General features: G+C 53.6%; 20 protein-coding genes. 3 read left to right on the top strand and 17 right to left on the bottom strand.

Annotated elements, in window-relative coordinates; genetic code table 11:
- Positions 1–297: 297 nt before the first annotated feature.
- The gene (locus ACR0B5_RS21705; protein ID WP_480543389.1) at positions 298–1,218 is read left to right on the top strand and encodes a glycosyltransferase family 2 protein; all 921 of its coding nucleotides are present in this window, start codon (positions 298–300) and stop codon (positions 1,216–1,218) included.
- 2 nt (positions 1,219–1,220) lie between these two features.
- Here ACR0B5_RS21705 and asnB read toward each other — a convergent pair whose 3' ends face one another.
- Complete coding sequence (asnB, locus tag ACR0B5_RS21700) at positions 1,221–3,176, bottom strand: asparagine synthase (glutamine-hydrolyzing) (protein ID WP_480543387.1); 1,956 nt, start codon at positions 3,174–3,176, stop codon at positions 1,221–1,223.
- A gap of 96 nt (positions 3,177–3,272) precedes the next feature.
- Positions 3,273–5,135 (bottom strand): PKD domain-containing protein, encoded by a 1,863-nt coding sequence (locus ACR0B5_RS21695; RefSeq protein WP_480543385.1) that lies wholly within the window; start codon positions 5,133–5,135, stop codon positions 3,273–3,275.
- Between the two features lie 242 nt (positions 5,136–5,377).
- Between ACR0B5_RS21695 and ACR0B5_RS21690 the strand changes: the two genes are divergently transcribed.
- On the top strand, positions 5,378–6,913 hold the full coding sequence (locus ACR0B5_RS21690; RefSeq protein ID WP_480543383.1) for a hypothetical protein: 1,536 nt from the start codon (positions 5,378–5,380) through the stop codon (positions 6,911–6,913).
- On the top strand, positions 6,910–7,875 hold the full coding sequence (locus ACR0B5_RS21685) for a glycosyltransferase family 2 protein (RefSeq protein ID WP_480543381.1): 966 nt from the start codon (positions 6,910–6,912) through the stop codon (positions 7,873–7,875). Before ACR0B5_RS21690 ends, ACR0B5_RS21685 begins: the two co-directional genes overlap by 4 nt.
- Positions 7,876–7,879: 4 nt before the next feature.
- Here the strand turns inward: ACR0B5_RS21685 and ACR0B5_RS21680 are convergent, their stop codons facing one another.
- The 15 genes from ACR0B5_RS21680 to ACR0B5_RS21610 all read right to left on the bottom strand — a co-directional run bounded on the left by ACR0B5_RS21680 (position 7,880) and on the right by ACR0B5_RS21610 (position 22,238).
- On the bottom strand, positions 7,880–9,247 hold the full coding sequence (locus ACR0B5_RS21680) for an oligosaccharide flippase family protein (RefSeq protein WP_480543379.1): 1,368 nt from the start codon (positions 9,245–9,247) through the stop codon (positions 7,880–7,882).
- Between the two features lie 38 nt (positions 9,248–9,285).
- On the bottom strand, positions 9,286–10,356 hold the full coding sequence (locus ACR0B5_RS21675) for a WavE lipopolysaccharide synthesis family protein (RefSeq protein ID WP_480543377.1): 1,071 nt from the start codon (positions 10,354–10,356) through the stop codon (positions 9,286–9,288).
- Between the two features lie 5 nt (positions 10,357–10,361).
- Complete coding sequence (locus ACR0B5_RS21670; RefSeq protein WP_480543375.1) at positions 10,362–11,117, bottom strand: glycosyltransferase family 2 protein; 756 nt, start codon at positions 11,115–11,117, stop codon at positions 10,362–10,364.
- Entirely contained in the window at positions 11,111–11,431 is a 321-nt protein-coding gene (locus ACR0B5_RS21665; RefSeq protein ID WP_480543373.1) for a cupin domain-containing protein, read from the bottom strand. Before ACR0B5_RS21665 ends, ACR0B5_RS21670 begins: the two co-directional genes overlap by 7 nt.
- Positions 11,428–12,174 (bottom strand): glycosyltransferase family 2 protein, encoded by a 747-nt coding sequence (locus tag ACR0B5_RS21660; protein ID WP_480543371.1) that lies wholly within the window; start codon positions 12,172–12,174, stop codon positions 11,428–11,430. Before ACR0B5_RS21660 ends, ACR0B5_RS21665 begins: the two co-directional genes overlap by 4 nt.
- The gene (locus ACR0B5_RS21655) at positions 12,171–12,803 is read right to left on the bottom strand and encodes an HAD family hydrolase (protein WP_480543369.1); all 633 of its coding nucleotides are present in this window, start codon (positions 12,801–12,803) and stop codon (positions 12,171–12,173) included. Before ACR0B5_RS21655 ends, ACR0B5_RS21660 begins: the two co-directional genes overlap by 4 nt.
- Positions 12,793–13,428, bottom strand: a complete 636-nt coding sequence (locus ACR0B5_RS21650) for a PI-PLC domain-containing protein (protein WP_480543367.1) — start codon at positions 13,426–13,428, stop codon at positions 12,793–12,795. The genes ACR0B5_RS21655 and ACR0B5_RS21650 overlap by 11 nt, the downstream gene beginning before the upstream one ends.
- 3 nt (positions 13,429–13,431) lie before the next feature.
- On the bottom strand, positions 13,432–14,304 hold the full coding sequence (locus ACR0B5_RS21645) for a class I SAM-dependent methyltransferase (RefSeq protein WP_480543365.1): 873 nt from the start codon (positions 14,302–14,304) through the stop codon (positions 13,432–13,434).
- Positions 14,301–15,326, bottom strand: coding sequence for a hypothetical protein (locus ACR0B5_RS21640; protein ID WP_480543363.1), 1,026 nt, complete (start codon positions 15,324–15,326; stop codon positions 14,301–14,303). Before ACR0B5_RS21640 ends, ACR0B5_RS21645 begins: the two co-directional genes overlap by 4 nt.
- A gap of 624 nt (positions 15,327–15,950) precedes the next feature.
- A complete protein-coding gene (locus ACR0B5_RS21635; RefSeq protein ID WP_480543361.1) occupies positions 15,951–16,925 on the bottom strand; it encodes a polysaccharide deacetylase family protein in 975 nt (324 codons plus the stop codon).
- Positions 16,922–18,127 (bottom strand): glycosyltransferase, encoded by a 1,206-nt coding sequence (locus ACR0B5_RS21630; RefSeq protein ID WP_480543359.1) that lies wholly within the window; start codon positions 18,125–18,127, stop codon positions 16,922–16,924. The genes ACR0B5_RS21635 and ACR0B5_RS21630 overlap by 4 nt, the downstream gene beginning before the upstream one ends.
- Positions 18,128–18,323: 196 nt before the next feature.
- A complete protein-coding gene (locus ACR0B5_RS21625; RefSeq protein WP_480543357.1) occupies positions 18,324–19,061 on the bottom strand; it encodes an SDR family oxidoreductase in 738 nt (245 codons plus the stop codon).
- A complete protein-coding gene (locus tag ACR0B5_RS21620; protein ID WP_480543355.1) occupies positions 19,058–20,383 on the bottom strand; it encodes an FAD-binding oxidoreductase in 1,326 nt (441 codons plus the stop codon). Before ACR0B5_RS21620 ends, ACR0B5_RS21625 begins: the two co-directional genes overlap by 4 nt.
- Positions 20,380–20,802: a GtrA family protein gene (locus ACR0B5_RS21615; RefSeq protein WP_480543353.1), complete on the bottom strand. Its 423-nt coding sequence runs from the start codon at positions 20,800–20,802 to the stop codon at positions 20,380–20,382. The genes ACR0B5_RS21620 and ACR0B5_RS21615 overlap by 4 nt, the downstream gene beginning before the upstream one ends.
- Positions 20,799–22,238, bottom strand: a complete 1,440-nt coding sequence (locus ACR0B5_RS21610) for a UbiA family prenyltransferase (RefSeq protein ID WP_480543352.1) — start codon at positions 22,236–22,238, stop codon at positions 20,799–20,801. The genes ACR0B5_RS21615 and ACR0B5_RS21610 overlap by 4 nt, the downstream gene beginning before the upstream one ends.
- Positions 22,239–22,317 lie beyond the last annotated feature (79 nt).

Below are 22,317 nucleotides of genomic sequence, written 5' to 3'. Positions count from 1 at the left end.
TGACTTTGGTGATTCAACTTTGGAAAATCCGTCAATCAACGCGTCTATTTTTACTCGGTGGCTGGCAACGATGGGTGGTTGGAGGAGCAGTTTTTCGCAACGATCGCGAAACGAAGTCGAAGTGCGATAGGTTCAATGAATCCGCTCAATACGCAATTGCGAGACGTGGCGGGAAAGATACAGCTGGTTTCTAGCTCTCTTTGGCTCAAAATGCGAAACCTTTGGTCGTTGAACCCTTGCGACAGCCGACCAGGCCGGGCAAAATGCTTTAAGATTTTGCAAACAGAACGATTTTTTATGACTGACCGCAGTTATGTCCTTATCTCGCCATGCCGGAACGAAGCGGCCTATATGCGGCGCACACTAGACAGTGTGGCGGCGCAAACCCAGACGCCGTCGCTCTGGGTGATCGTAGATGACGGCTCGACCGATGGGTCGATGGATATTCTGACCGAATATGCCGCAAAATATGACTGGATACGTATCGTCCCTGCGCCCGACCGGGGGCATCGGGCCGTTGGGCCCGGAGTGATTGATGCGTTTTACGCGGGGTTGGACACTGTTTCGTTGGATGAATATGCCTATCTTTGCAAGCTCGATGTCGATCTGGACCTGCCGCCACGCTATTTCGAAGTGCTGATCGAACGGATGGAGGCCGATCCTCGGCTCGGCACCTGTTCGGGCAAACCCTATATTCGTCAAAATGGTAAGCTGATCTCGGAGCGCCGTGGTGACGAAATGAGTGTCGGTATGACCAAGTTCTACCGCCGTGAATGCTTCTTCGACATCGGCGGTTTCGTGCGCGAGGTCATGTGGGACGCCATCGACTGTCATAAGGCGCGTCAGCTGGGTTGGATCGCGCGTTCTTGGGATGATCCCGACTTGAGGTTTGAACATCTCCGGCCCATGGGATCGAGCCAGACCTCAATCTATACCGGCCGTCGTCGACACGGGTTCGGCCAATATTTCATGGGGTCTGATCCACTTTTCTTCTTGGCGACAGCAGTCTTTCGAATGACCGACAGGCCATATGTGCTGGGCGGTTTGGCCACGGTGCGCGGTTATCTGGGGGCTTGGCTTAGAGGGGAAAAGCAGCTTGACGACCCCGAGCTACGCGCTTTCATTCGGGCCTATCAGCGTCGCGCGTTGTTCAAAGGCAAGGCTCAGGCGATTGCAGAGCAAGAGGATGCAAAAGCCCAGATGTGGTCATTCGGCTGAGCCTAGTCCGCGTACATCTCTAGCCAGCTTTGGAACATCAGCACATTCCATAGCTGTTGACCCCAATTATGGGTCCCTGCTTGGTGTTGGGACCAAAGCTGCCCGATCACTTTAGGCTCCAGGTAGCCTTCTCGGGCCAAGCGTTCGGGGGCCAGCAGGGCGGCGGCCCAGTCCTTGAGCCCGCCGCGCAACCATAGGCCGATGGGAACTTCGAAACCCATCTTCGGGCGTTCGATCAGCTCTCGGGGGACATATCGGTGGAGCACCTGCCTGAGCAGCCATTTCGACTGACCGTCGCGGACTTTCATGTGAAGGGGCAGCCCCCAAGCGAACTCGGCCACGCGATGATCGAGCAGAGGCGCGCGGCTTTCCAGTGCGACAGCCATGGTTGCCCGGTCGACTTTGGTCAGAATGTCGTCAGGCATGTAGGCTAACATATCCAGCTGCATCATTCGTTCCAGCGTCCCCAGATCGCCGCGCGGAGGGAGATGGTCTGCCAGGATCGAGGGTGGGTTCGACCCGCCGACGACTGCGGCCTCCGGAAAGCGCCAGACCGACACCATCTTGCGGTGTAGTTCTTCCCCATTTCGGCTCGCGGCATAGTTGGCCAGACGATGCAGGCGCTGACCGTTGGGCTCTTTGCCTTGCGGGGTTGCACGGATGGGCTCGATCAACTGGTTCAAGAGCGTTGCTGGAAGGGCGCGAATGGCACCCGCCCCAAGACGCCGCAACAGGGTTGGCATGTATGCAAGCTTTCCAAGCAGCGCCGCGCCATGCTGATAGCGGTCATAGCCGCCGAAAAGTTCATCTCCACCGTCTCCAGAAAGCGCTACGGTGACATGTTGCCGGGCCAGTTCGGCGACCAGAAAGGTCGGTATTTGAGAGCTGTCGGCAAAGGGTTCGTCGTAGATGGCGGGTAGTCGGGGGATCACGTCACGCAAGTCCGTATCGCCGACATAGAGTTCCGTGTGATCTGTGCCAAGATGTTTTGCCACATCGGCGGCATAGATTGCCTCGTTATAGCGGGCTTCGTGGAAGCCGATGGAAAAGGTATGCACTGGCTTGCTTGACAAGTGCTGCATCAGCCCGACGATGGTTGAACTGTCAATGCCACCTGACAAAAAGGCTCCAAGTGGTACATCCGACATCATCTCGTTGCCGACCGCATTCAATAGGAGCGCTTCAAGCTGGTTGACGGCTTCGGCGTCAGTTGGCGCCGGGCCACGAGGAGCTGCCGCAATGGCGCCCCCGTTCCAGTAGAACTTGCGGGCAGGACCTGGGGCTGTCAGTGAGACTTCGGCCATCTCACCGGGACGCAGCTTCATCAAGCCTTCATAGATCGTCAGGTCTTCGGGGACATGACCGTGGCGCAACATGGCCACCAGCGCGTCGCGGCGGACCTCGGCGCGGAACGCGGGATGCGCGCGCAGTGCTTTGAGTTCTGATCCGAAAAGGAATAGTGCGCCTTTTCCAGTGCCCTGCCAGCCATAGTAAAGCGGTTTTTCACCCAGACGGTCGCGCGCCAGCAGCAGTCTACTTTCCTCGCGATCCCACAGCGCAATCGCAAACATGCCTTGAATGCGCCTGATCGTTTCTTCAAACCCCCAAACCTCAAAGCCGCGCAACATGACTTCTGTATCAGATGTCCCGCGCCACTCAGGTGCCTTACCCGCATCTTCCAATTCAGCCCGCAGAGCACGATAGTTGTAGATCTCGCCGTTATAGACCAGCTGGTAGCGTCCAGTTGACGACACCATTGGTTGGTGTCCCGCGGGTGAGAGATCAACGATGGCCAGTCGCAAATGGCCCAATGCAATCCGTGCCTCCTGATCGACCCAGTGGCCCTGGCTGTCTGGACCGCGATGAGAGATTGCCCTCATCATCGCCTGAACATGAGCCGGAGCGTCCTGTATCTGAGGGTGACCCGGAGGCCAGAGAAAACCGGTGATACCGCACATAACGTGGTCTCAATGTCTTGAAACTATACCCCATCTTTAATGCCGGGGTGGAGGTCGCGAGGCAAGCTTGAAGTCGCTCGCGCGAACAATCCGTTTCTATTGCATCTCCAATGCACCACGAGATGGGTATTGTGGTCGTTCCTCACCAAAGTAGTCGTCATAAGCGACGAGCTGCGTTTCGTCGACATCGCCAAGAGCAGAAGAACCGGTCAGGGGGGCGTAGGTACCAAACATTCCTGGGGCATTTAGTGTCGCTGTTTGAGAACGAAGATCAACTTTGGACGACTGATAGCCCTTCTCGCGTGGGGTGAAGAAAACGCTAACAGCACTGGAAAGCGGGGCGTCACCGATCATTGGGTCATCGGTCCCGGTTTGATAGATAACGTTGTTGGCGACCTTGATGTTATTGAAGTGTCCTTGCCAGTTCCCATAGACGGCCATGTTGTCAGCAATACCCCATTGATAGGCATCTCGCCTGCGCCGGTTCACGAATGTATTGTTGAAAATAGAAATTGGTGCGGAGTTGTTGTCTTTGGATGTGGCAGAGCCGCCATTATGTCCATCCAAAAAAATGAACGAATAAGGGTTTGTGGTTCCAAGCGACTGCTCAGAATCTGGCATAATAAAAATGTTGTTTCGTATAGTCGTGCCCCCAAAACCGAAATGCACGATATTGGCAGTTTGATATCCTCCGACCACGTAGTTCTTTTCAAACAACGCATTGATTGGGAGTTTTTTCTGACCTTCCCCCGGCCCCATAGACACAACCGTGTAACCCCCTTCAAAGGCGTTCGCCTGACAGTTGATTTTAGCGCCTTCAAAGGAACTCGCATTCAATCGCAAGCAAGGCTGCGTCGCAATAAATTCTCCGTTCCCAGACCACCCTTGACGGGTGAAGAAATCGGAGTTTTGAATGATTGACACAACGGCTTTTCCTGCCAGACGAGCACCCCACCCACCATTGCCGGTTGAATCGATCAGAGCATCGACATTCGCTATGATTGACGAGCCGGTGATGGCAAACATTTCAAAGCTGGCATCCAGAATCGCGGTATCAAAGTCCGTGATCAAGGTGTCATTCAAAACGACGGAATGACCACCCTCGGTTTGACCCACGATAACCGCAGCCAGAAGACCCGAAATGGAACACTGATCCAACAACGCTAAATGTGGCGGGTTACTGAACCAAGTGAGCAGGACGGGGTGCTCTCCGCCCGCAACCGAGGTTGAATCAAACCCCGACACAAGATCCACATTTTGCCAAACCATGTCTTTGGATGGGTTTGGGGTTCTTGGGTCGACGTCGTTCCAAAAAACCCCTCCTGTACAAAAAACCGATGGTCTGTCAGCGTCACCGCCTCCTGCGACAATGTGGAAGGATGGAGTTTGTCCGCCGAACCCCGGCGAGATACCAGAGAAGGTATAGTCTTCGCCCCGATTTAAGACGATCCTTTTAGGTGCCGCTTCTTGCCCACGGACATTGTCGTTAAAAGCGCTGCTGATATCGCCAGATACAAGGCGCTTAGCCCGAGGCGGAGAATGGTCAAAATTACCGGACGGACTTAGAAAAACCGTGTTCCGGGCGGGAAATACAGCGTCAGGGTCTCTGATTTCGATTTCGGTTGATGCTGTGGCGGTCTTTCCCGAAGCTGGTTCAATGACGAAAACAGAAACGCGATAGCTGCCTGGTGTGCGAAACGTATGCGAGACCCAGGGTCCATATGCAATACCAGCATTCAGATGTTTGCGAGGCAAGTTTTGTGGCGCCTGAAAATCGTAAGGATCATCAAAGTCCCAAAAATAGTATAGATCATGAAACCGGCTGTCATAGACTTGCCCGATGTTTGGTGCGGCGGCATCAAAGCCATCGACCACAACTTCAAAAAAGACGGCATCGGGGCATACCTGCCAAACTGATCGACGCAAGATGGAAATTTCAGCTGTAGCACCTTCAGACATGTCGGGGACCCTCGGCTGGAAACTTTATGTAGTCAGCAAGCGCTAAACTGATGAGAAAGACAACCCTATTTAGGTCGCGGGCGTGTCTGAAGCCAGTTTTGGTGCTATAGGTCTTCTTCAGGTCTGTGCCTTGAAGCTTGTGACAAGTTGGATTAGTGGCAGGCAGAATTGGTGACAGCTCATAATTCTTCGTGTACCTAAGAGGTGTTGCTTTTGAATACTTGGCGCGGGGCGGCTCCAAAATGTTCGGATATATCGTCCTGTATACTTGGCCGCTGGTTGTATTCGCCTTTTTTCGCGCGTGGCCCCCGGCGGTAGCGATATTGGCGGCAATCATAGGGGGATATCTGTTTCTCCCGACGGGATTGTCTCTCGACTTGCCCGGCCTGCCAACCTTGAACAAAAATACGATACCGGCGACGTCGGCGTTCATAGCCGCACTGATAACTTCAGGAACGACCACACCAACGAGCTTGCCGGGTTGGTTTCCCAAAAAAAGCCTGCCAATAGTTTTAATCGTTGTTCTGGCTTTGGGTACGTGTTTGACCGCTTTGACGAACCGAGACCCGCTTTTCTATGGACCACTCGTCTTTCCGCCGCTCCGAGTCTGGGACATTCTTTCGTCACTGCTTTCAGCTACGATGATGCTGCTGCCTTTTTTTCTCGGACGAAAGTACTTAGCCCATCCAGAAAAACAATGGCTTTTTCTGAAGGCACTCGTCATTTCTGGAGCCGGGTATTCGCTCTTGGCTCTGTATGAAATTAGGATGTCGCCGCAACTCAATTTTATGGTTTATGGGTTCTTCCCACATGCATGGGAACAGCATATTCGTCCCGGAGGCTATCGCCCACTTGTTTTCGTGCAGCATGGCCTTTGGTTGGCAATGTTCTTCGCAATGTGCGTTTTGGCCGCCGGAGGCCTCGCCAAGTACCTCAAAGAGAAAAGCGGTCGTGCTTATCTCTTGCTTTGTATTTGGCTATTGATGACGCTGTTTTTGTCAAATTCTCTCGGGGCCTTTTTAATCGCAACGATCCTGATCGTTGTGGTGTTTGTTCTGAATATCAGATTGCACTTTGCTATTGCTGCAGTGTTTTCCGGCATAGCACTGTTGTATCCGATGCTGCGGGGTGCTGATCTTGTTCCTGTCAATACTATCATTGAATGGGTTTCGAACCTGAGCGTTGATCGAGCTGACTCTCTGGAGTTTCGGGTCGTCAACGAAAACTATCTTTTGGAGAAGGCGCGCGAACGACCGCTGTTCGGATGGGGCGGTTGGGGTCGCAGCTTTGTGTATGACCCAGCCACTGGTGAGGGCATCAGTCTAGTTGCCGATGGGTATTGGGTTGGGGCAATTGGGGTTGGTGGATGGGCGCGATACTTATCCGAGTTTGGCTTGCTTTGTCTCCCGTCCATAATACTCTTTTTAAGGGCTCGAAGATTTGGTTTGGGTCCAGAGACGGCTATTCTTTCGTTGGTTTTGGTCGCAAATGTGATCGACTTGCTGCCCAACGCAACCATAACACCAATTAGCTGGCTTATAGCTGGGTCGCTTTGGGGCAGATTGGAATTCGCCCGTGTATCAGTAACCGACACTGAAACGGCACCAGTCGCTGTGTCGAGACATGCCCTTACCCGCGCTCGCCCAAGGGCACCCTTGTCGCCATCAACCACTGTGCCGAAATCGTCGGCCATGCAGCCGCGATCGGCCAGCCGCTATACCCGGCAAACCAACCGGATCACCCGTACCGGTCGCGGAAGGAAAGGATCTGACACATGACGGGCGGACCAACGGTTGGGGCCGTTATCATAGGCCGCAATGAAGGGGACAGATTGGTGCGATGCTTGATCTCAATTATTAAGCAAGCAGATCGAGTTGTTTATGTGGATAGCGGTTCGACCGACGGTAGCCAACAGGCGGCGAAAGCCGCCGGCGCGATGTGCATCGAACTGGAGCAAAGCCAACCCTTCACAGCGGCTCGGGCACGCAATGCCGGTTTTGATATGTTGCAAAAAGACCCTGAGCCCGTGCAATTTGTGCAATTCATCGACGGCGATTGCGAGTTGCAACCTGGTTGGATTGAAGCCGCGCTATCCTTTCTAAAGGAAATGCCAACTGCGGCCGTCGCCTGTGGCCGCCGCCGTGAACGCTTTCCTGAAGCATCGGTTTACAATCGACTTATTGACCAGGAGTGGGATACGCCAGTTGGCCAGACCAGATCCTGTGGTGGCGATGCACTAATGCGCAGCACAGCCTTGTCGGCGGTTGGTGGTTTTGACTCGGCACTCATAGCAGGGGAAGAGCCTGAGCTATGTGTCCGCCTGCGCGCAACGGGCTGGTCGATCTGGCGGCTCGATGAGGAAATGACGTTGCACGATGCGGCTCTGACCCGGTTTGGGCAATGGTGGAATCGGAACCGGCGTGCGGGCCACGCCTATGCGGAAGGGGCGGCCATGCATGGGACACCGCCCGAACGTCACTGCGTGCGGGAAACCCGATCAGCCCTCGCTTGGGGGGCTTTTCTGCCTTTGCTCGTTGTGATGGGTACGCTTGTAACATTTTGGTCGCTCGCGTTGCTTCTGGTTTGGCCCGCTCAGGTGCTGCGCCTTGTCGCGCGTGGGATGGACCCGACCCGTGCCGTGTTTTTAACACTGGGCAAAATCCCTGAGGCACAAGGTGTCTTGGGCTATTGGTGGGACAGGTTCCGTGGTCGCCGGGCAAAGTTGATAGAATACAAATAGGATTTTATTGTCCGACAAATGGCAGAATGCCCAGAACGCTCGGGTTCATCCAGATGGCAGCCATCACAACTCCGCAGGAAGCAATCAAGAAAGCGACGTCTTGCTTGGGAAACCAGCCTTTGTAAGGCTTTATGAAATAGATCAGAATTGGATAGGAAAGAACATCAACGACAACAGGAGCTAAAGCTGCGCCGACCAGGCCAAACTTGCTGACCATAGGTAACAACACCAAGATTCGAGCGATTGCGGTGCCCGTCGTGAATATAGTGAAATCGCGCGAGTTCCCATTCGCCAATAGTATCTTGTCATAGCTCATGATGATCAGTCTTGGGATCATCGCCAGACTAAGAAGTACCAGAATTGGCCCTGCTGCATGGTAGCGGGGGTCATAGAGAAAAGTTACAGCAAAAACGCCGACCATCGCCAAGATGGCAGCCATTCCAAGTGCTCCTACGGTCAGCAGCATTCGCGCGCGTCCAATACTTTGTCGATTTGCGTCGTTGTCTGCAGGTGGTCGGGAACGATAAAGCGGGAACAATATCCGCTCTAGCAGTTGAGTGCTGAGTGTCAGCGGGACAGCGGCAAGCATGAAAGCGATGGTGTAGATTGCAAGATCTTCAAGGCTTACATATTTCCCGAGCACCATACGGTCACCCTGCTGCACAAAGAATCCTGCAGCAGTCCCAAGCAAAATGTACTTTCCGAAATGGAAGATTTCCCAAAAAGCGTCACGTTCCCAAGCAAGTCGATTTGCTGGCCCGTGCAAGATCATATGTGAAAGCACAACGCGAACGCTAACCCCGACAAGAGTACCCAATACAAGGGCCCAAACCGAGTTTAGCCAAATAGCCATAGCGATCATGAATACGGTTCCAGTAATCTGGGACACCAGTTCCATTGCCGTCAAACGGCCTAAGTTGAGATGTCGATTGGCGAGATACATTTTCGTCGACTGGCACCCCTGGATGAATGTCGACATCGCCACAACCGGAATAATTAGGCCAAGTTCAGGTTGCTCGTAAAAAACGGCGATCGGATTTGCGCATAGACACGCTACAACCCAAAGCAAAGCACCCCGAATAACCTGCAACGTCCACGCGGTGTTTAGGAACTTGGGGTCATCGCCTCGCGGGCTTTGGACAACAGATGGACCTATTGCCACGTCAGAAAACATTTCGAGGCCTGCGATGACAACCTGCACCAGAGCCATCAGGCCGAATGCTTCTGGAAAAAGAATGCGCGTCAGGATCAGGTTCGACCCTAGGCGGATCAACTGACTGCTGCCGAAGCCCATGATACTTAAGGCTGTTCCGCGGATTGCCCGCGCCTTTAAACCATCACCCCTAAGAGCGGACTGTATCGCAGTTTTCATGATAGCAGCAAATGGTGATCAGGTTGTCTTAACATGCCTTAACCAGTGCGTCTGGCGAGGTCTATGGATTCCATGAACCGCATGTCTAGGGCCTGTTCATACTTTCGCGCGGCCTCTGGCAGCACCTGCCCTGAGTTCAAAAGCAGCCAATCGGCAAAAGTTAACTCGTTGCGGGTCCAGATTGTGTCATAGATGTTGATGAACTCGCGGAATGTTCCTGTCTGCACTTTGTGCCAGAAGAAATCCGTTGTTGCATAGTCGACGAAGGCAAAGCAGTCGCGGTAGGCCATCCAGCTGTCTTCCAAGGTCCAGTTCAACGGACGTCCTATACGTGTCAGGAATGTTGAAGCGATATAGCTTTCCGCAGCTCCGTATTGGCAAAGTTCACCGATAGGGACTTGGGCATAAATGTCTGAAAGCGCTTCAGGCCAGTGATCAGGCAAGGCGTCGGTTCGTAAGCCCGGCGTCCAATAGCGCAGCATATCTTCGGCATGGCCGAAGACGGTTTGATCTGTGACGTGATAGGGAGCAAATTTGAGCGTCCCGTGTCCTACGCCTATGATCCGGTGAAGCTGATCAAATCCACCCCGAGCCGGGAAGCTGCGGGCGAGGGCAGTGAGGAAACCCATGACATTGGGACGGTACAGCCGCTGATCAGTACGGGTTTTCATGATCCATGTTGCACCATCTTTATGCGCTTGAGTGATCCCGGCGCCAGCGCTGACCAGTTGCATGTTAATGTTGAAGAGCCCCGGGATCTCGGGTTTTTCCGATAGCACCACATCGACCCCTTCTGCTCGGATAGGGGCAAGATCGGCCTCAGGCGTGTCATTCCAAGTTGACAAGATTAATCTGACATCAGGCATGTTGCGGCGATAAATCCGCAAGGTTTCCACAGTGAAATCATTCAACGTGGAGATCGGTCCCTGCATGACGATTGCCATTGGTTCATTCGTGGCTTCGGGTTCGGATTGATCGATGATCTGGCGGCTTAGTTTAGGCCGCTGCGTGTATGTTAGAAAATGATCTGATGACCGGGTGATCTGCTCCAGACTCCACATCAACAAGCGCCGAGCAATTTTGACCATCACGGTATCAGGAGTATCCATGGTGTTTATCCCGTCAGGCCATTGGTAGCCTTTTGCGATACCGGCGCGGCTAGGAAAGCATCAAGATCATTTGGTACGCCGATCCCGTGCATCCCCGCGCCGACCCGACCGATGGAATGACAGGCAATCGTCGCGCCCTGTTTGATCATTGTCGTGTAAGCAGGAGCAACATAGAATTCTCCGTTTACACGGATATTGGCGGCGATCATCGCATCTGCGGCGGCCACGAAGTCGCGGCCACGCGCAAAATTATAGATGCCGACTGTCGCCTCGTTCGAAACGACTTCCTTTTCGACTACCTCAGTAACGCGGCCGTCGTCATCTCGGCGTACGAAGGACCATTTGTCGTCATCAGCCCACATTGTCATAATGAGCCCGTCGGCTGTTCCCATGTCGCCTAGGTAGGCGTCGATGTCGGCATCAATGTATTGGTCACAATTGGCGATCATCAGCGCATCATCATTGTTGATGGCGTCACGATTGAGAAGAACAGTGCAAGCTGCCCCTTCCGTTACCGCATCGACGTAGGTGATAGAGCAACCCGGTGCCCAACCCCGTAGCATGTCAGCCAAACCATATTCGCTGTCGTGTTCGCGCAGGATCAGAAAATGGAACTGGTGTGGTATAGATGGTGCCAGATTGGCGATTACGACCCGGATCATTGGAAATCCATGAATAGGGATCAGGGGTTTGGGAAGGTCATAGCCTGCATCAGCAAACCGGCTTCCCCGGCCGGCCATCGGAACAACAATGTTCAGCATTCGTATTTGTCTCCAGCCACGCTTGGGGTCTTGACGACAACGGTGGTTACGTCGGTAAGCGTCTCAAAGTCGGTCGCTTCGCCCGGTTCGATCAAGATGATGTCGCCAGCGCCGTATTCTACCCCATTCATTCTGACCCGACCTGTCGCAATCAGCGTCACTTCCGAGGCAACCTTGTGCATGTGGCGGGCCTCTTTCGCGCCAGCTTCGTAGGATTTCATTGCAACTTCTGCATCCTGAGTTCGCAGCACCACTGGATCAAAATCGCCAACAAACCAACCCTTGGTCATGTCTTCCAATCGAAATTTCTTCATGATGCGGCCTCGCGCCGACGGGCGATCAAGTCCTGTTCATAGTCTTCGACCGCCTGTGGCGTCGCCAATGATATGTACCGTTCTCGGTCAATCTGATAGGTGCCGACCGATTTCTGCAATAGGATCAACTCGTTAAATGTCGGGCAGACGAAATACCCTCCGTTCACGTCGGCTCCTTTCATGATCATGGCCTGCGCTGCGTCCACAAAGTCTTGACCACGTTTGAAATAATACATACCCGCTGTGGCATTGCGGCTGATCGGGCGCTTTTCCGCAGCTTCAATAACCATGCCATTTTCATCAGTTTTCACGAAGGACCAGCGCGGATGAACACTGTCGAACACGACGGTCCCAGCATCCAAATTGCGACTGCGGAAATCAGAGATCACAGCCGCTAGGTCGAATGCCAGGATCTGGTCGGCATTGGCGATTAGAATCTCATCATCATTGGCCAAATGCTCGACCGCCAACAGCGTCGTACAAGCCGCCCCGGCGGTTTCCCCTTCCGTGCAGATTATATGGCAATTGGAGTGCAAAAGTTGCAAAACCTCGCGCAAATGGAAGCGTAGGTCATCTTCTTTTCGAATGATGAAAACGAACTCCGCTCCGTCGATCACATCTAAACAGTCGGTAGCATGCTCGATCATCGGGCGTCCGTCGATCTCGATCACGGGCTTGGCAAAAGGAAAGCCATGTTTGCGGAAGCGCTCGTCGCTACCGGCCATGGGGATCACGATTTTCATACCTCACCCTCCTCTACACGAGCAATTGCATCCAGTATGCGATCCAGTTGGACATCGTAGACGCTTTGCACCACCAGTAAGTGGCAACCTGCATCCTCGGCTGCCTTTATGCCGTTTTGATTGTCTTCGACCACTAGACACTGGTCGGGTCGCAACCCCAGCTTGGCAGACGCTGTCAAGTACATGTCAGGATCGGGTTTCGATCTGGCGACATCTTCGTTGGAAAGCATCACATCAAGATACCCATCCAGCGCGCTTTTCTGCATCATCAATTCGACGCTATCCCGCACCGAATTTGAGGCTAGCCCCAGTTTGTAGCCGCGCGCCTTGAGGTTCGAAAGCGCGTATTCATGTACAAAGACCGGATGACAGTTCACATGCACCTGATCGACTGTAAATTTCTGTTTCAACGTGTTCAGAAATTCATGTAACCCACGTGGCAGGCCGCGTTCCTTGGACAGCATCTCCAGTTTGGTGCGTGTAGGTAACCCGTCGAAGGTCGACAGATGATCCGCTCGAGAAATCGTATAGCCAAAATGCTCTAGCGCGCGGTTTAAAGCATGATAGTGCCATTCTTTAGCGTCTATCAATACGCCGTCCATATCAAATATGACCGCCTCAATTTTCATGATTAAAATACTCCTTGGCCGTTTCCGGATAGTCAGTGCAAATCAGGACGTTGTCATGTTTTGAGACGTCCCATTCTGCGAGGCGCTCCCACACTGGTTCATAGGCGCGTTTGTGTAAGTCGGGCGAAACAATACACACGCGTTTTCCCGCGTCCAAATGCCGTGAGATATCATCGCGGCTCCACCAGTCAGTGCGGAATGCGTCAAGCCACACTCCGGTGGCCTCTGAATAAAGAGGCGGTTCCGGTTCTACATCCGAATGGCGGGTGAAAACCGGGACACCAGCGTTGAACCAGTGCAGCGTGTCGGGCACCGACATGTCGAAGACAAAGGCATCACGCAGTTCAAACTGATCCAGCAGATCCCGAACCATCACCTGCAGACCGTCCGCCTTAACGTTCAGTGCAAGAGTCAATCTCGGGTTTACTTTGGTATGGATTGTGAACATTTCTTTGGCCTGCATGGCACCGGCTCTTGGCGGATCGTGCGCAATGACCAGATCACCTCCTAGGTCGCGGAGGTCGGTTTCGGTTCCGAAGCCCAGTTCGAATGATCGGTTGAAGGCATCCGGTGTGTTCTTCTCCGCCTCGGTCTTCCAATATCCTCTATGACTTAGAATTTGCATGTCTTACTCAGATTTCACATGAAAACAGGTTTCTGTCCCGACGGGCGTGGGTGGAGATGCTTTTTCCAGACCAGCCTGTCGTAGCATCCGCGCCATCGCGCTCTGTCCTGGGTAAATCGGGCGGGACGTGGAAAATCCGTTGCGAGCTGGTACCAACCGCCGCCCCAGCCATGAATAGCTCAGCGTGTTAAGCGTCGTAATCGTCAGACCTTTCATGCTTCTCGGATTGGAGGCAAGCTCCACAACAGTCCCAAAGAAATAAGGCCAAAGCGTTCCCCCGATGATGATGGCCTCTCCGTTGGAAGCTAGCACACGGTTGATCTCGGTAAAAGCTGGCGTCAGATCGAAATATTGATGGGCCGACACGCACAGGACGAGATCGAATTCACCATCGCCAAACGGTAAGGCCTCGGCTGCACCTTGACGTACTTCTGGAGGTTCCATGCCTTCACGCTCACAGAAGATAGTGCCCATCTGAACATAGGCCTCGACGGGTTCAACGCCCATCACTTTTGCCCCTTGTCGCGCAAAGGACATCAAATTCGTCCCCATGCCGGACCCAATTTCGAGCACGCGTCGTCCGCGAAAGCGCTGAATCTCGAGCTGAGGTGCAGCACCTTCGAAAGGCAGCGCCCTGTCACGTTCGATCCAGAATTGGTACTCGCGGCAAGAATCCGCAGCGCAAATGCCAAGTTCCGTTCTACACCCGTCTGCCCCAAGCCATTCCAATTCGCTGGCCTGAGCTCTGGGACTGGAACTTTGGAGTTTTGGATCTGTTTCAAGTGCCAGACCGTGCATGAAACGGATCAGATCCTCGCTTTCAGGGCCAAGAAGTGCTTTGCGAATGTTCTCAAGTGATTTTGGGTCAAACTTCATTTGATCCGCTCCAGAACGCCCAGATTCAGGGCGGGATCGTGTACGATGATTTCGAAAGAATCGGAAAAGGTTGTGGCCCTCTGATTTGCGATGTCCATCCAGGTCACAATGCCGCGCCAATCTGCCAACACTTCAATCGGACTCTCGAGCACGTAGTTCAAAATGTGGCCGTCAGTGAGGATTGCTTGAAGCGCAGTTGGGTTGACCTTGCCATCCAGATTGATTGTCCGATCGTGCCAGTATCCTACCGTTCCTGTTTGCGCGGCGCCAACCCAAGTTTCGGCGGGGACGTTTTCGGTGACCCAATCGACAACCTGAAAATGTCCCTGGTTGCGCACTCCTGGCATCAGGTAGCGGCCTAGAAGGCAAACACACAGCACCAAGGCTCCCAAACCCAAAAAACGGGATATTTCGGTATGCCGCACGGGCGCAATGCGTCCCACAATCGACAAGAGAACGGATACTGCAGCGATAGTGGTGAAAGGCGCAATGGGGGCCAGATAGCGACTCAGAAACCAACCAGCGCCGAAATAAAACCCATAGTATACGCTGAGGGTAGTAGCGAACATCAAGAATGCAACAGTTACGTATCGCGCCGGACCTCCACGTTTCCAGGTTTGGACCACGAACACTGAAACAATAGGAAAAACCAATGAAATTGCGATGATTTGAAAGAGCGGAGTAATTTGCGTTTCGGCCGGAACCGGTAGCATCGGAAAGGTGTTTTCAAACAGGATTGCGGGCAACAAATCGACGTGTTTGGCAAAGCCTCCACTCAAAGCTTGCGCCGTTCCGCTGACAGGCACGATGGAGCCGAAGTTTACATAGTTGTTGATCAGCCATGGCGCGGCAATGACCAGGCTCAGTATGCCGGGTGGAAGCAGATCGGCGATAACTTTTACAAACCTGTCTCGCGTCACGATCAAGTTATGCAAACCCCAGACAAGGAAGATCGCCGTCACCAGGAATGCACCGTCATTGCGTGCCAGGAAAGTCACGCCGCAGGATGCGCCCAGGATCATTCGGTCCGCAAAGGTTGCACTCGGACTCTGTCCCAGCACGTTGCAGAACAGAACGAGCGTTAGCGCGATTATTGCGGTGTAGAGCCCAGTCTCAAGCCCGTTCATTGTATGAAACAACAACAAAGGTCCCAGAAACCACAGAGCGGCCACGAACCACGGCCAAAGCGGATTGTCGTCTTGCCGCCGCAACAAATCTCGCGCCAATGCGCGAACTGCAAAAAGCCCTCCTACTGATATGGTTGCCGCGATCAGGTGTACTCCGGTCAGCCCCAAAACCTTGTCGCCATTGGTCAACAGATACGGGATCGAAAACAGGAACGTGGCCAATGGCTGAACGCCATTGCTTGCAATTGTGCCGTCTGACACCGACATCCCCAAACCGATTGCCATGTTACGAGCGATGGTCAGCATGAGATAGCCGTCTTCGGTCATGAAGAATTGGGCAAGCGCTGGCATGCCCGCCACAATGGGCCAAAGTCTATAAGCCATACCCAAGACCAAAGATGCCACAATAAGGCGAAATGTGGTTTTCTCAGTTAAAACTGTCATAGCCTAACGCTATTGCCTGAAAAATGTGTCATTAATATTGCCGCCGTTAACAATGAACTCGTTCCGTTTGAAGCTTCACATCCCTATCATTCGCAGTCGAAATCTCTCCATTCCATCATACCGGCCTATACCGATCCGTGGCAGCGCTTGCCTTGGATCATCAGGCATCATAAGCCTGTCTTCGAGGATCGTAGCACTGACAAAGCCGAGATCATCAAGCGTTTTCATCAAGCCGGGCGTGCAGTTTCCGTTGGGATAGGCGAAATGGCAGACTTCTTGCCCCGTCCAGCCCTGTAGAAGATCGCGTGATTGCGTGATACTGGCAGCGGCATTGCGCAGCGATATCTGATCCAATAATTCATGGCTGTGGGTGTGTGATCCAATGGTTACGAGAGACTCCGCCGAAAGCTCCTGCAACTGTAGGGGACTCATAGGTTGAAGCGGCGTGAAGCCTTTGGTCTCCTGAGCTGTTTGCGCAACAATTTTGTCGGCCAGCGCGTCTCTGTTTGCGGTGTTTGCGGCTTTCAACGCTTCTAGTACCGGGCCGATCTGAGCCCAACGGTGTTTGCCGCCATTTGGCCCGATTTGCCAGGATCCAATGCCGTCCAGCGTGATCCTTGTGGTCCCTTCACTCTGCAGCGCATTCATTACCCGATCGAACCAGAATGCCCGGTTGGTTTCGATTTGTTTTGTTGCAACATAGACAGTCACTGGCAGAGCTTCAGCCCGGATGATCGGTAATAGGTACTCGTAGAGCCCTAGTTCTCCGTCATCAAATGTAAGCACCGCGCGGCGGCGGTCGCTAGCGGTGGGAACCAATGCATCGTCCAGAGAAACAATATCATAGTCTCGCCGCAGTAGATCGATTTGCGCGCGAAACGCTTCGACGGACAGCACAGTCCATGCATCCAGTTGCTCGTTGGCTGGCCGGAGGGTGTGATAGCATAGGATTGTCACTGGGTTCTCTTTTAGTGCCCGACGACGCAGCAACCCATAGACCGGTGGCGTGGTCAGCGCCATAAGCGCTCCACGTTTCAAAAGCGCTTTCATGATCCGACGGCCTCAATCAAGACTTTCAACTTGGCAGCTTCGACAGACGCATCGTGACGTGCTTGCACCCGGTCGAAACCGGCTCGGCCTACTACCTCAAGTTTTTCAGAGGGCATCTCTGCACAGGCCAGCATCGCCTGTTCCAGATCCTTGACTTGTCCTGCCGGTACCAACCAACCTGTTCGCCCATCCTGGACCAGTTCCGGAATCCCCGCGATAAACGTTGAAATGACCGGTCGGCGCTCCGCCATGGCTTCCATGATCACGACGGGCAGGCCTTCTGTGAAACTCGGATGTACCAGCGCCCGGGCACCGCGCAATTCTTTGCGCACCTGATCTGATGTCACCCAGCCAGTGATCCTCACGGCCTGTTCCAGATTTAACTGAGTAATCCTATCTTCCAGCGCCGCGCGCATTGGCCCGTCACCCGCCAGTACCAGCCTTGCCTCTGGGTAGGCGGAATGTACGGCGGCAAAGGCTTCAATCAGTAGTAAATGCCCCTTTTCAGGGCTAAAACGCCCAACACTCAGGTAAACCGGAACATCTGGCAACGGTGCAGCCTCGCCGACAAAGGCCGAGGCCGCCAGCCCGCATCGCACAACATTGACCTTTGACCAATGTGCAGGGGGCACATGATACATCATCTGGCCACCAATATAGGCGCAAGACGTTGCCGCAAACCGCGAGCGGTCTATTTTCAATGGGAGTGCGTGGCGTTTAGGATCATCGAAAACCTCGGATCCATGCGTCGTAAAGCTGAAACTCGGACCGCCTATCGCTTCTACCAAAGCGGCAATCTCTGCCGAGTTAGAGCCGAAATGGGCATGCAGATGGTCCACTTCCGTCCTTTCAAGCCAGGTCACAATCTTGCAGGCATGGGCGAGGTAGATCAGGTGATAGGGCCAAGGGCGAACGGCCCCCTTCGACATCAAAAACGCTAGCTTCAAGCCACGCAAGAATGCGCTCGGACGGCGCAGCCCCCAGCCCAGAGCCCCCAGTATCAGCCTGCCAGCCCCGTCTTTCAGTGTGTGGCGGGTCCGAGCCAGTTCTTCGAGGTCCAGCGGATCGACAAATTCGCTGTCCCACCCTCTGAGCGCAAAACGCTCGATTGTAACGCCCATGTCTTCCAGCGCCCGGATCTCGCGACGAATGAAGGTATGGCTGTTTGCTGGGTATTGGTTGATCAGATAGGCGATGCGCATTCAGGCCTACTCCTAGCTGCAATCAGAGACGCGCAGCTGTTTTGTTCATCACCAAAGTCAGTGAATTGATTCGAACTTAGACGTCCCCGATCCCAGTGGATATCGGCAATGTACGCGACTGCGTCGTCCGGCAGAGTCATGCAAAAAATCTTATCTCTAAGTGTCATGGTGAGTTTCAACCGATATGTGCCAAATGTTAAATATCCAACTTCTTAAATATGCTTTCCGGGATCGCACCAATAATCGCCATAATTACAAACCAGATGCGGCGCACGTAGATGACGTTTCGGCCTTTGCGTAGGCCATTGAAGATGGCCTCGGCCACCTCCTCCGGCTCGGCTGTTAGCTTTTCCGGAAGATCCATACCTGCGGTCATTTGTGTATTCACGAACCCTGGCAGCACTGTCATGACATGGATTCCGCGTTTGGCCATCCGATTGCGCAGGCCTGAGAGATAGGCGGTGAAACCTGCTTTAGCGGAGCCATAAATGTAATTCTTGGCCCGTCCGCGGTTGCCCGCCACCGAGCTAACGCCCACAATCTGACCAGAGCCCCGCACATCGAACCGTTCCGCAAGCAGGCCCAGGATATGCGCTGGGCCTTCGTAAGTGCTTCGCATCACACGCGTAGCGGCCTCGGTGTTGCTTTCATTCTCGATTTGATCCCCCATTAGTCCGACGGCGCAAACTACTACGTCCGGCAAGGCTGGCAGAGCGTCGACGAACTCGATGAGTTTGGCACTCTCCAGCACGTCAAAGTCGTGTAGGCTAACTTCCACGTTGTGACGCAAGGCGATGTCCGTCCGCGTCTTTTCCAGCGCGGTGCTTTCACGTGCCGCAAGCTGGATATCGTACCCTTCTTTGGCAAAACGATGCGCTGTTGCACGCCCGATATCGGAGCGCGCACCGAGAAGTAGAACTGTTCTTTTGCTCATAGACCCAGCCTTTGTGATTGTTGTGATTGAAAGGCTTCCGCTGCACCAAGCTGAGCTCGCATGTGCATAAATTGCTCTGTACGGGCATCAGAGGCGTGTAGTGTCTGTGCGCTCATTCGGCTGTCCTTGGCGAGATAAAAGCGCCCGCCATGTTCCAAAGTGATCCTGTCCAGCTTTCGCATCAGCCCGATCATTCTGGGCGTGGCGGGGAAGTCGAGGGCCAGTGTGTAACCCAGCATGGGGAAGGAAAAGGCGCTATCCTGCGGTCCAAACCGTTTGAGCACAGCAAGAAAGGAACCGGCTTTTTCCTGCGAGGTTGCCTTGAGCAATGTGTCAAGCCCTTTGCGCGATGTCTCCAGCGGCAGAACGCACTGGAACTGCATGAAACCGCGCCTCCCATAAATCTTATTCCAGCCATTGATGGCATCAAGCGGGTAAAAATACGCGTCGTAGTCGAGGAAACTGATCCCGGATTTGCGGCTGCCATTCCAGTAGTAAAGCGCATTGAAGGCCCGGACCGTCAGTCCGTTTAGCGGGCTGAAAGGTGGCGCGATAGGTACGCTGCGCCGTGTCTTTTTCGGGGTTTCGTAAGGGTAACGTGCGGCGTCATCAGACAGCTCTTCTGGTACGGCATGTTCCCCCAGCATAAGAATAGCCCGCCCAAGCGCATCACCAGATTGCAGGCAATCGATCCAGGCAACCGAATAAGTGGCTTCATCTGAAGCCTCAAAGGCAGAGATGACAGCATCAAGATTGGGCAAGGCCTGCGCGGTCTGCCGTATCCAGGCAGAAGGCACCGCCCTAAGTCGGATAGCGGCGCGCAAGATAATGCCCGTGAGCCCCATGCCGCCTATTGTCCACTCGAACAGTTCTGATTTCTCGTTTCGGTTGCAGCGATGTACGACACCGTCGGCATCCATCACATCTAGCCAATCTACGAAGTTGCGGAAACTGCCATCTTTGTGATGGTTTTTGCCATGAACATCTGCTGCGATCATGCCTCCGAGGGTGACAAATTTCGTTCCCGGCGTGACCGATGGAAACCACCCATGGGGCAGAAATGCCGTAATGATATCACTGAGGAGAACACCCGCCTCAGCCACCAGAACGCCGCTTTGTCGGTCGAAGCTGAGCATGTGGTTGAGCTTTTGCATATTGATTGTGCCGTGCAAGCCGATTGCGCTGTCACCATAAGCCCGCCCATTACCACGCGCGATAACCGCCCCCGCTGTGACAGCCTTGATCAACGCAGTCTCACTTGCAGGCTCTGTTACCGCCCCGGAGAATTTGGGAAAACCGCCCCATCCCGAAAGGTCTGTCATAGCGCTGCCACCTTTTGGGAGTCTTTAAAAACAAAGCGCCGATCAAGGGCATATTTGACTACGTAACCTAGCGAGAGCCCCAGCACAGCGCCAAGCTCGCGCATCGTGTGCGTTTCCCAAATCAGCCAGAATGCTGTTTCCGTGCTCCAAAAGATCGTGGTCGTAACAATTCCCATGAGTGTATAGAGAGTAAATTTCTGGCTGTGCGCTTTTATTCCAGTGCTGAAATCAGCAAAGATCCAGCGTTTGTCTAAAATATATTTGACGACGAGACCCGCGAGTGTGCCGCAAAATACTGCCAGCGCAAAACCAGTTGCATCAATGCGCCATGATAGAACCAGCCTCTGGACGCCGAGATTGATCACGGTCGCGATCACGGCAAACAGAGCATAGAGAGCCGCTATACGTACGACGCTCACAACAACGTCCCGCCAGCGGCAACGATCAGAATCAAAACCGCGCAGATCTGACTTTGCCGATCTCTTGCAGCAAAAACGACCGGGTCTTCGTGCATCTGTCCGCGATGCGCCAACAAAATGACTCGGGAAATCCAATAAAGTAGTATTCCGCAGATGGCGCCCAAGAATTTGGGGTTTGCATAAAGCTCCGAGACCGAGGGAGACTGGATGTAGAGCGCCATGACCAAAACAGACACATAGCCGGACGCCACAGCCATCATGACCAGAACGGGCAAGTCATCCACGACATAGCCGCGCCCCGCAGCCTTAAGCTTGCCGCGCGCAGCACTGTCCATAAGTTCGGCTTGCCGTTTCACAATCGCCAGTGAAAGGAAAAAGAAAATTGAAAATGCTAGTAGCCACATCGACATCGTTATACCTGTTGCCACTGCGCCCGCGATGATCCTTGTCGTATAAAGCGTAGCTAATGTGCCGATGTCCACGATTGCCTTACGTTTCAACCAAAGTGAATAAAGCGTTGTAATTAATACATAAAGCAGCATAATCCCAATAAAGGATCCGCCAAGAAACAGAGACAGGATCAGACCAAGCCCCATCAGCGACGTAATCAGATAGGTTGCATGGGCGATCGGAATTGTACCGGCAGCAAAAGGGCGTTTGCATTTCGTAGGATGCGCCCGGTCAGAGCGTAGGTCGAGCAGATCATTGAGAACATAGATGCTGGAAGCCACAATAGAAAAGACCACAAAGGCCAAAAAGCTATCCAGAATGGTGACTGCGTCAAGTTGGTGGGCCGCCAACATCGGCAAAAAGACCAAAAGGTTCTTCAGCCACTGATGCACCCTGATGGCCTTGAGATAGTCCTTTAGTCCGGGTTGGGTGGTGGATAAATGTTCAGCTTCTACACCCAAAGTGTCAACGCGTTCACGAAGATCTGAAGGAAGGTTTACCGTTATCGCTTTATTTGCGTGTTCCCAAACCTGCAGGTCTGCCTCGGCATCTCCCATATAGGCGTAGCCGCCAAGCCCGAATTTATCCTTCAGAAAGTCGGCTTTTGCGCTGGATTTGAGATTGCGAGTCCCGTCTGAGCCGTGAACGCCATCGAAGATATTAAGATGCTGGGAAATCTCTTGGGCAATCGTCTCATCAGAAGCCGTAACCAAAAGAGCTGCCCCTCCATCCGAGCGCCATTTTTCAATGTAGTCGATCACCTGTGGATCATAGGGCAGCGTTGCAACGTCAATGTCCATTCGTCTTGAGAGATCGCGTTTGAGAGCCGCCCGTCCCGCAAAAAGCGCCAACGCCGCACCCAGCGGCGCACGCCAATCCCGGCTGGTCGCCGACCAGAAGCTTTCAAACAACATGTCCGAGCGGAGCAGTGTCCCGTCAAGATCGACAGCGAGTATGCGCTGGTCTTTCAGCTGATCCGGTTCCATACTGTTAATCTCCTGAATACAAGTCTGCCCGGTCGACCGACGGATACGGAACAGTGCAGCGTAGCAGAATTATACAATT

This window comes from Ruegeria sp. AG1 (assembly GCF_056541705.1).
Note: the sequence above shows the minus strand (reverse complement) of the source record. Positions and strands in the feature narration are given on the sequence as shown.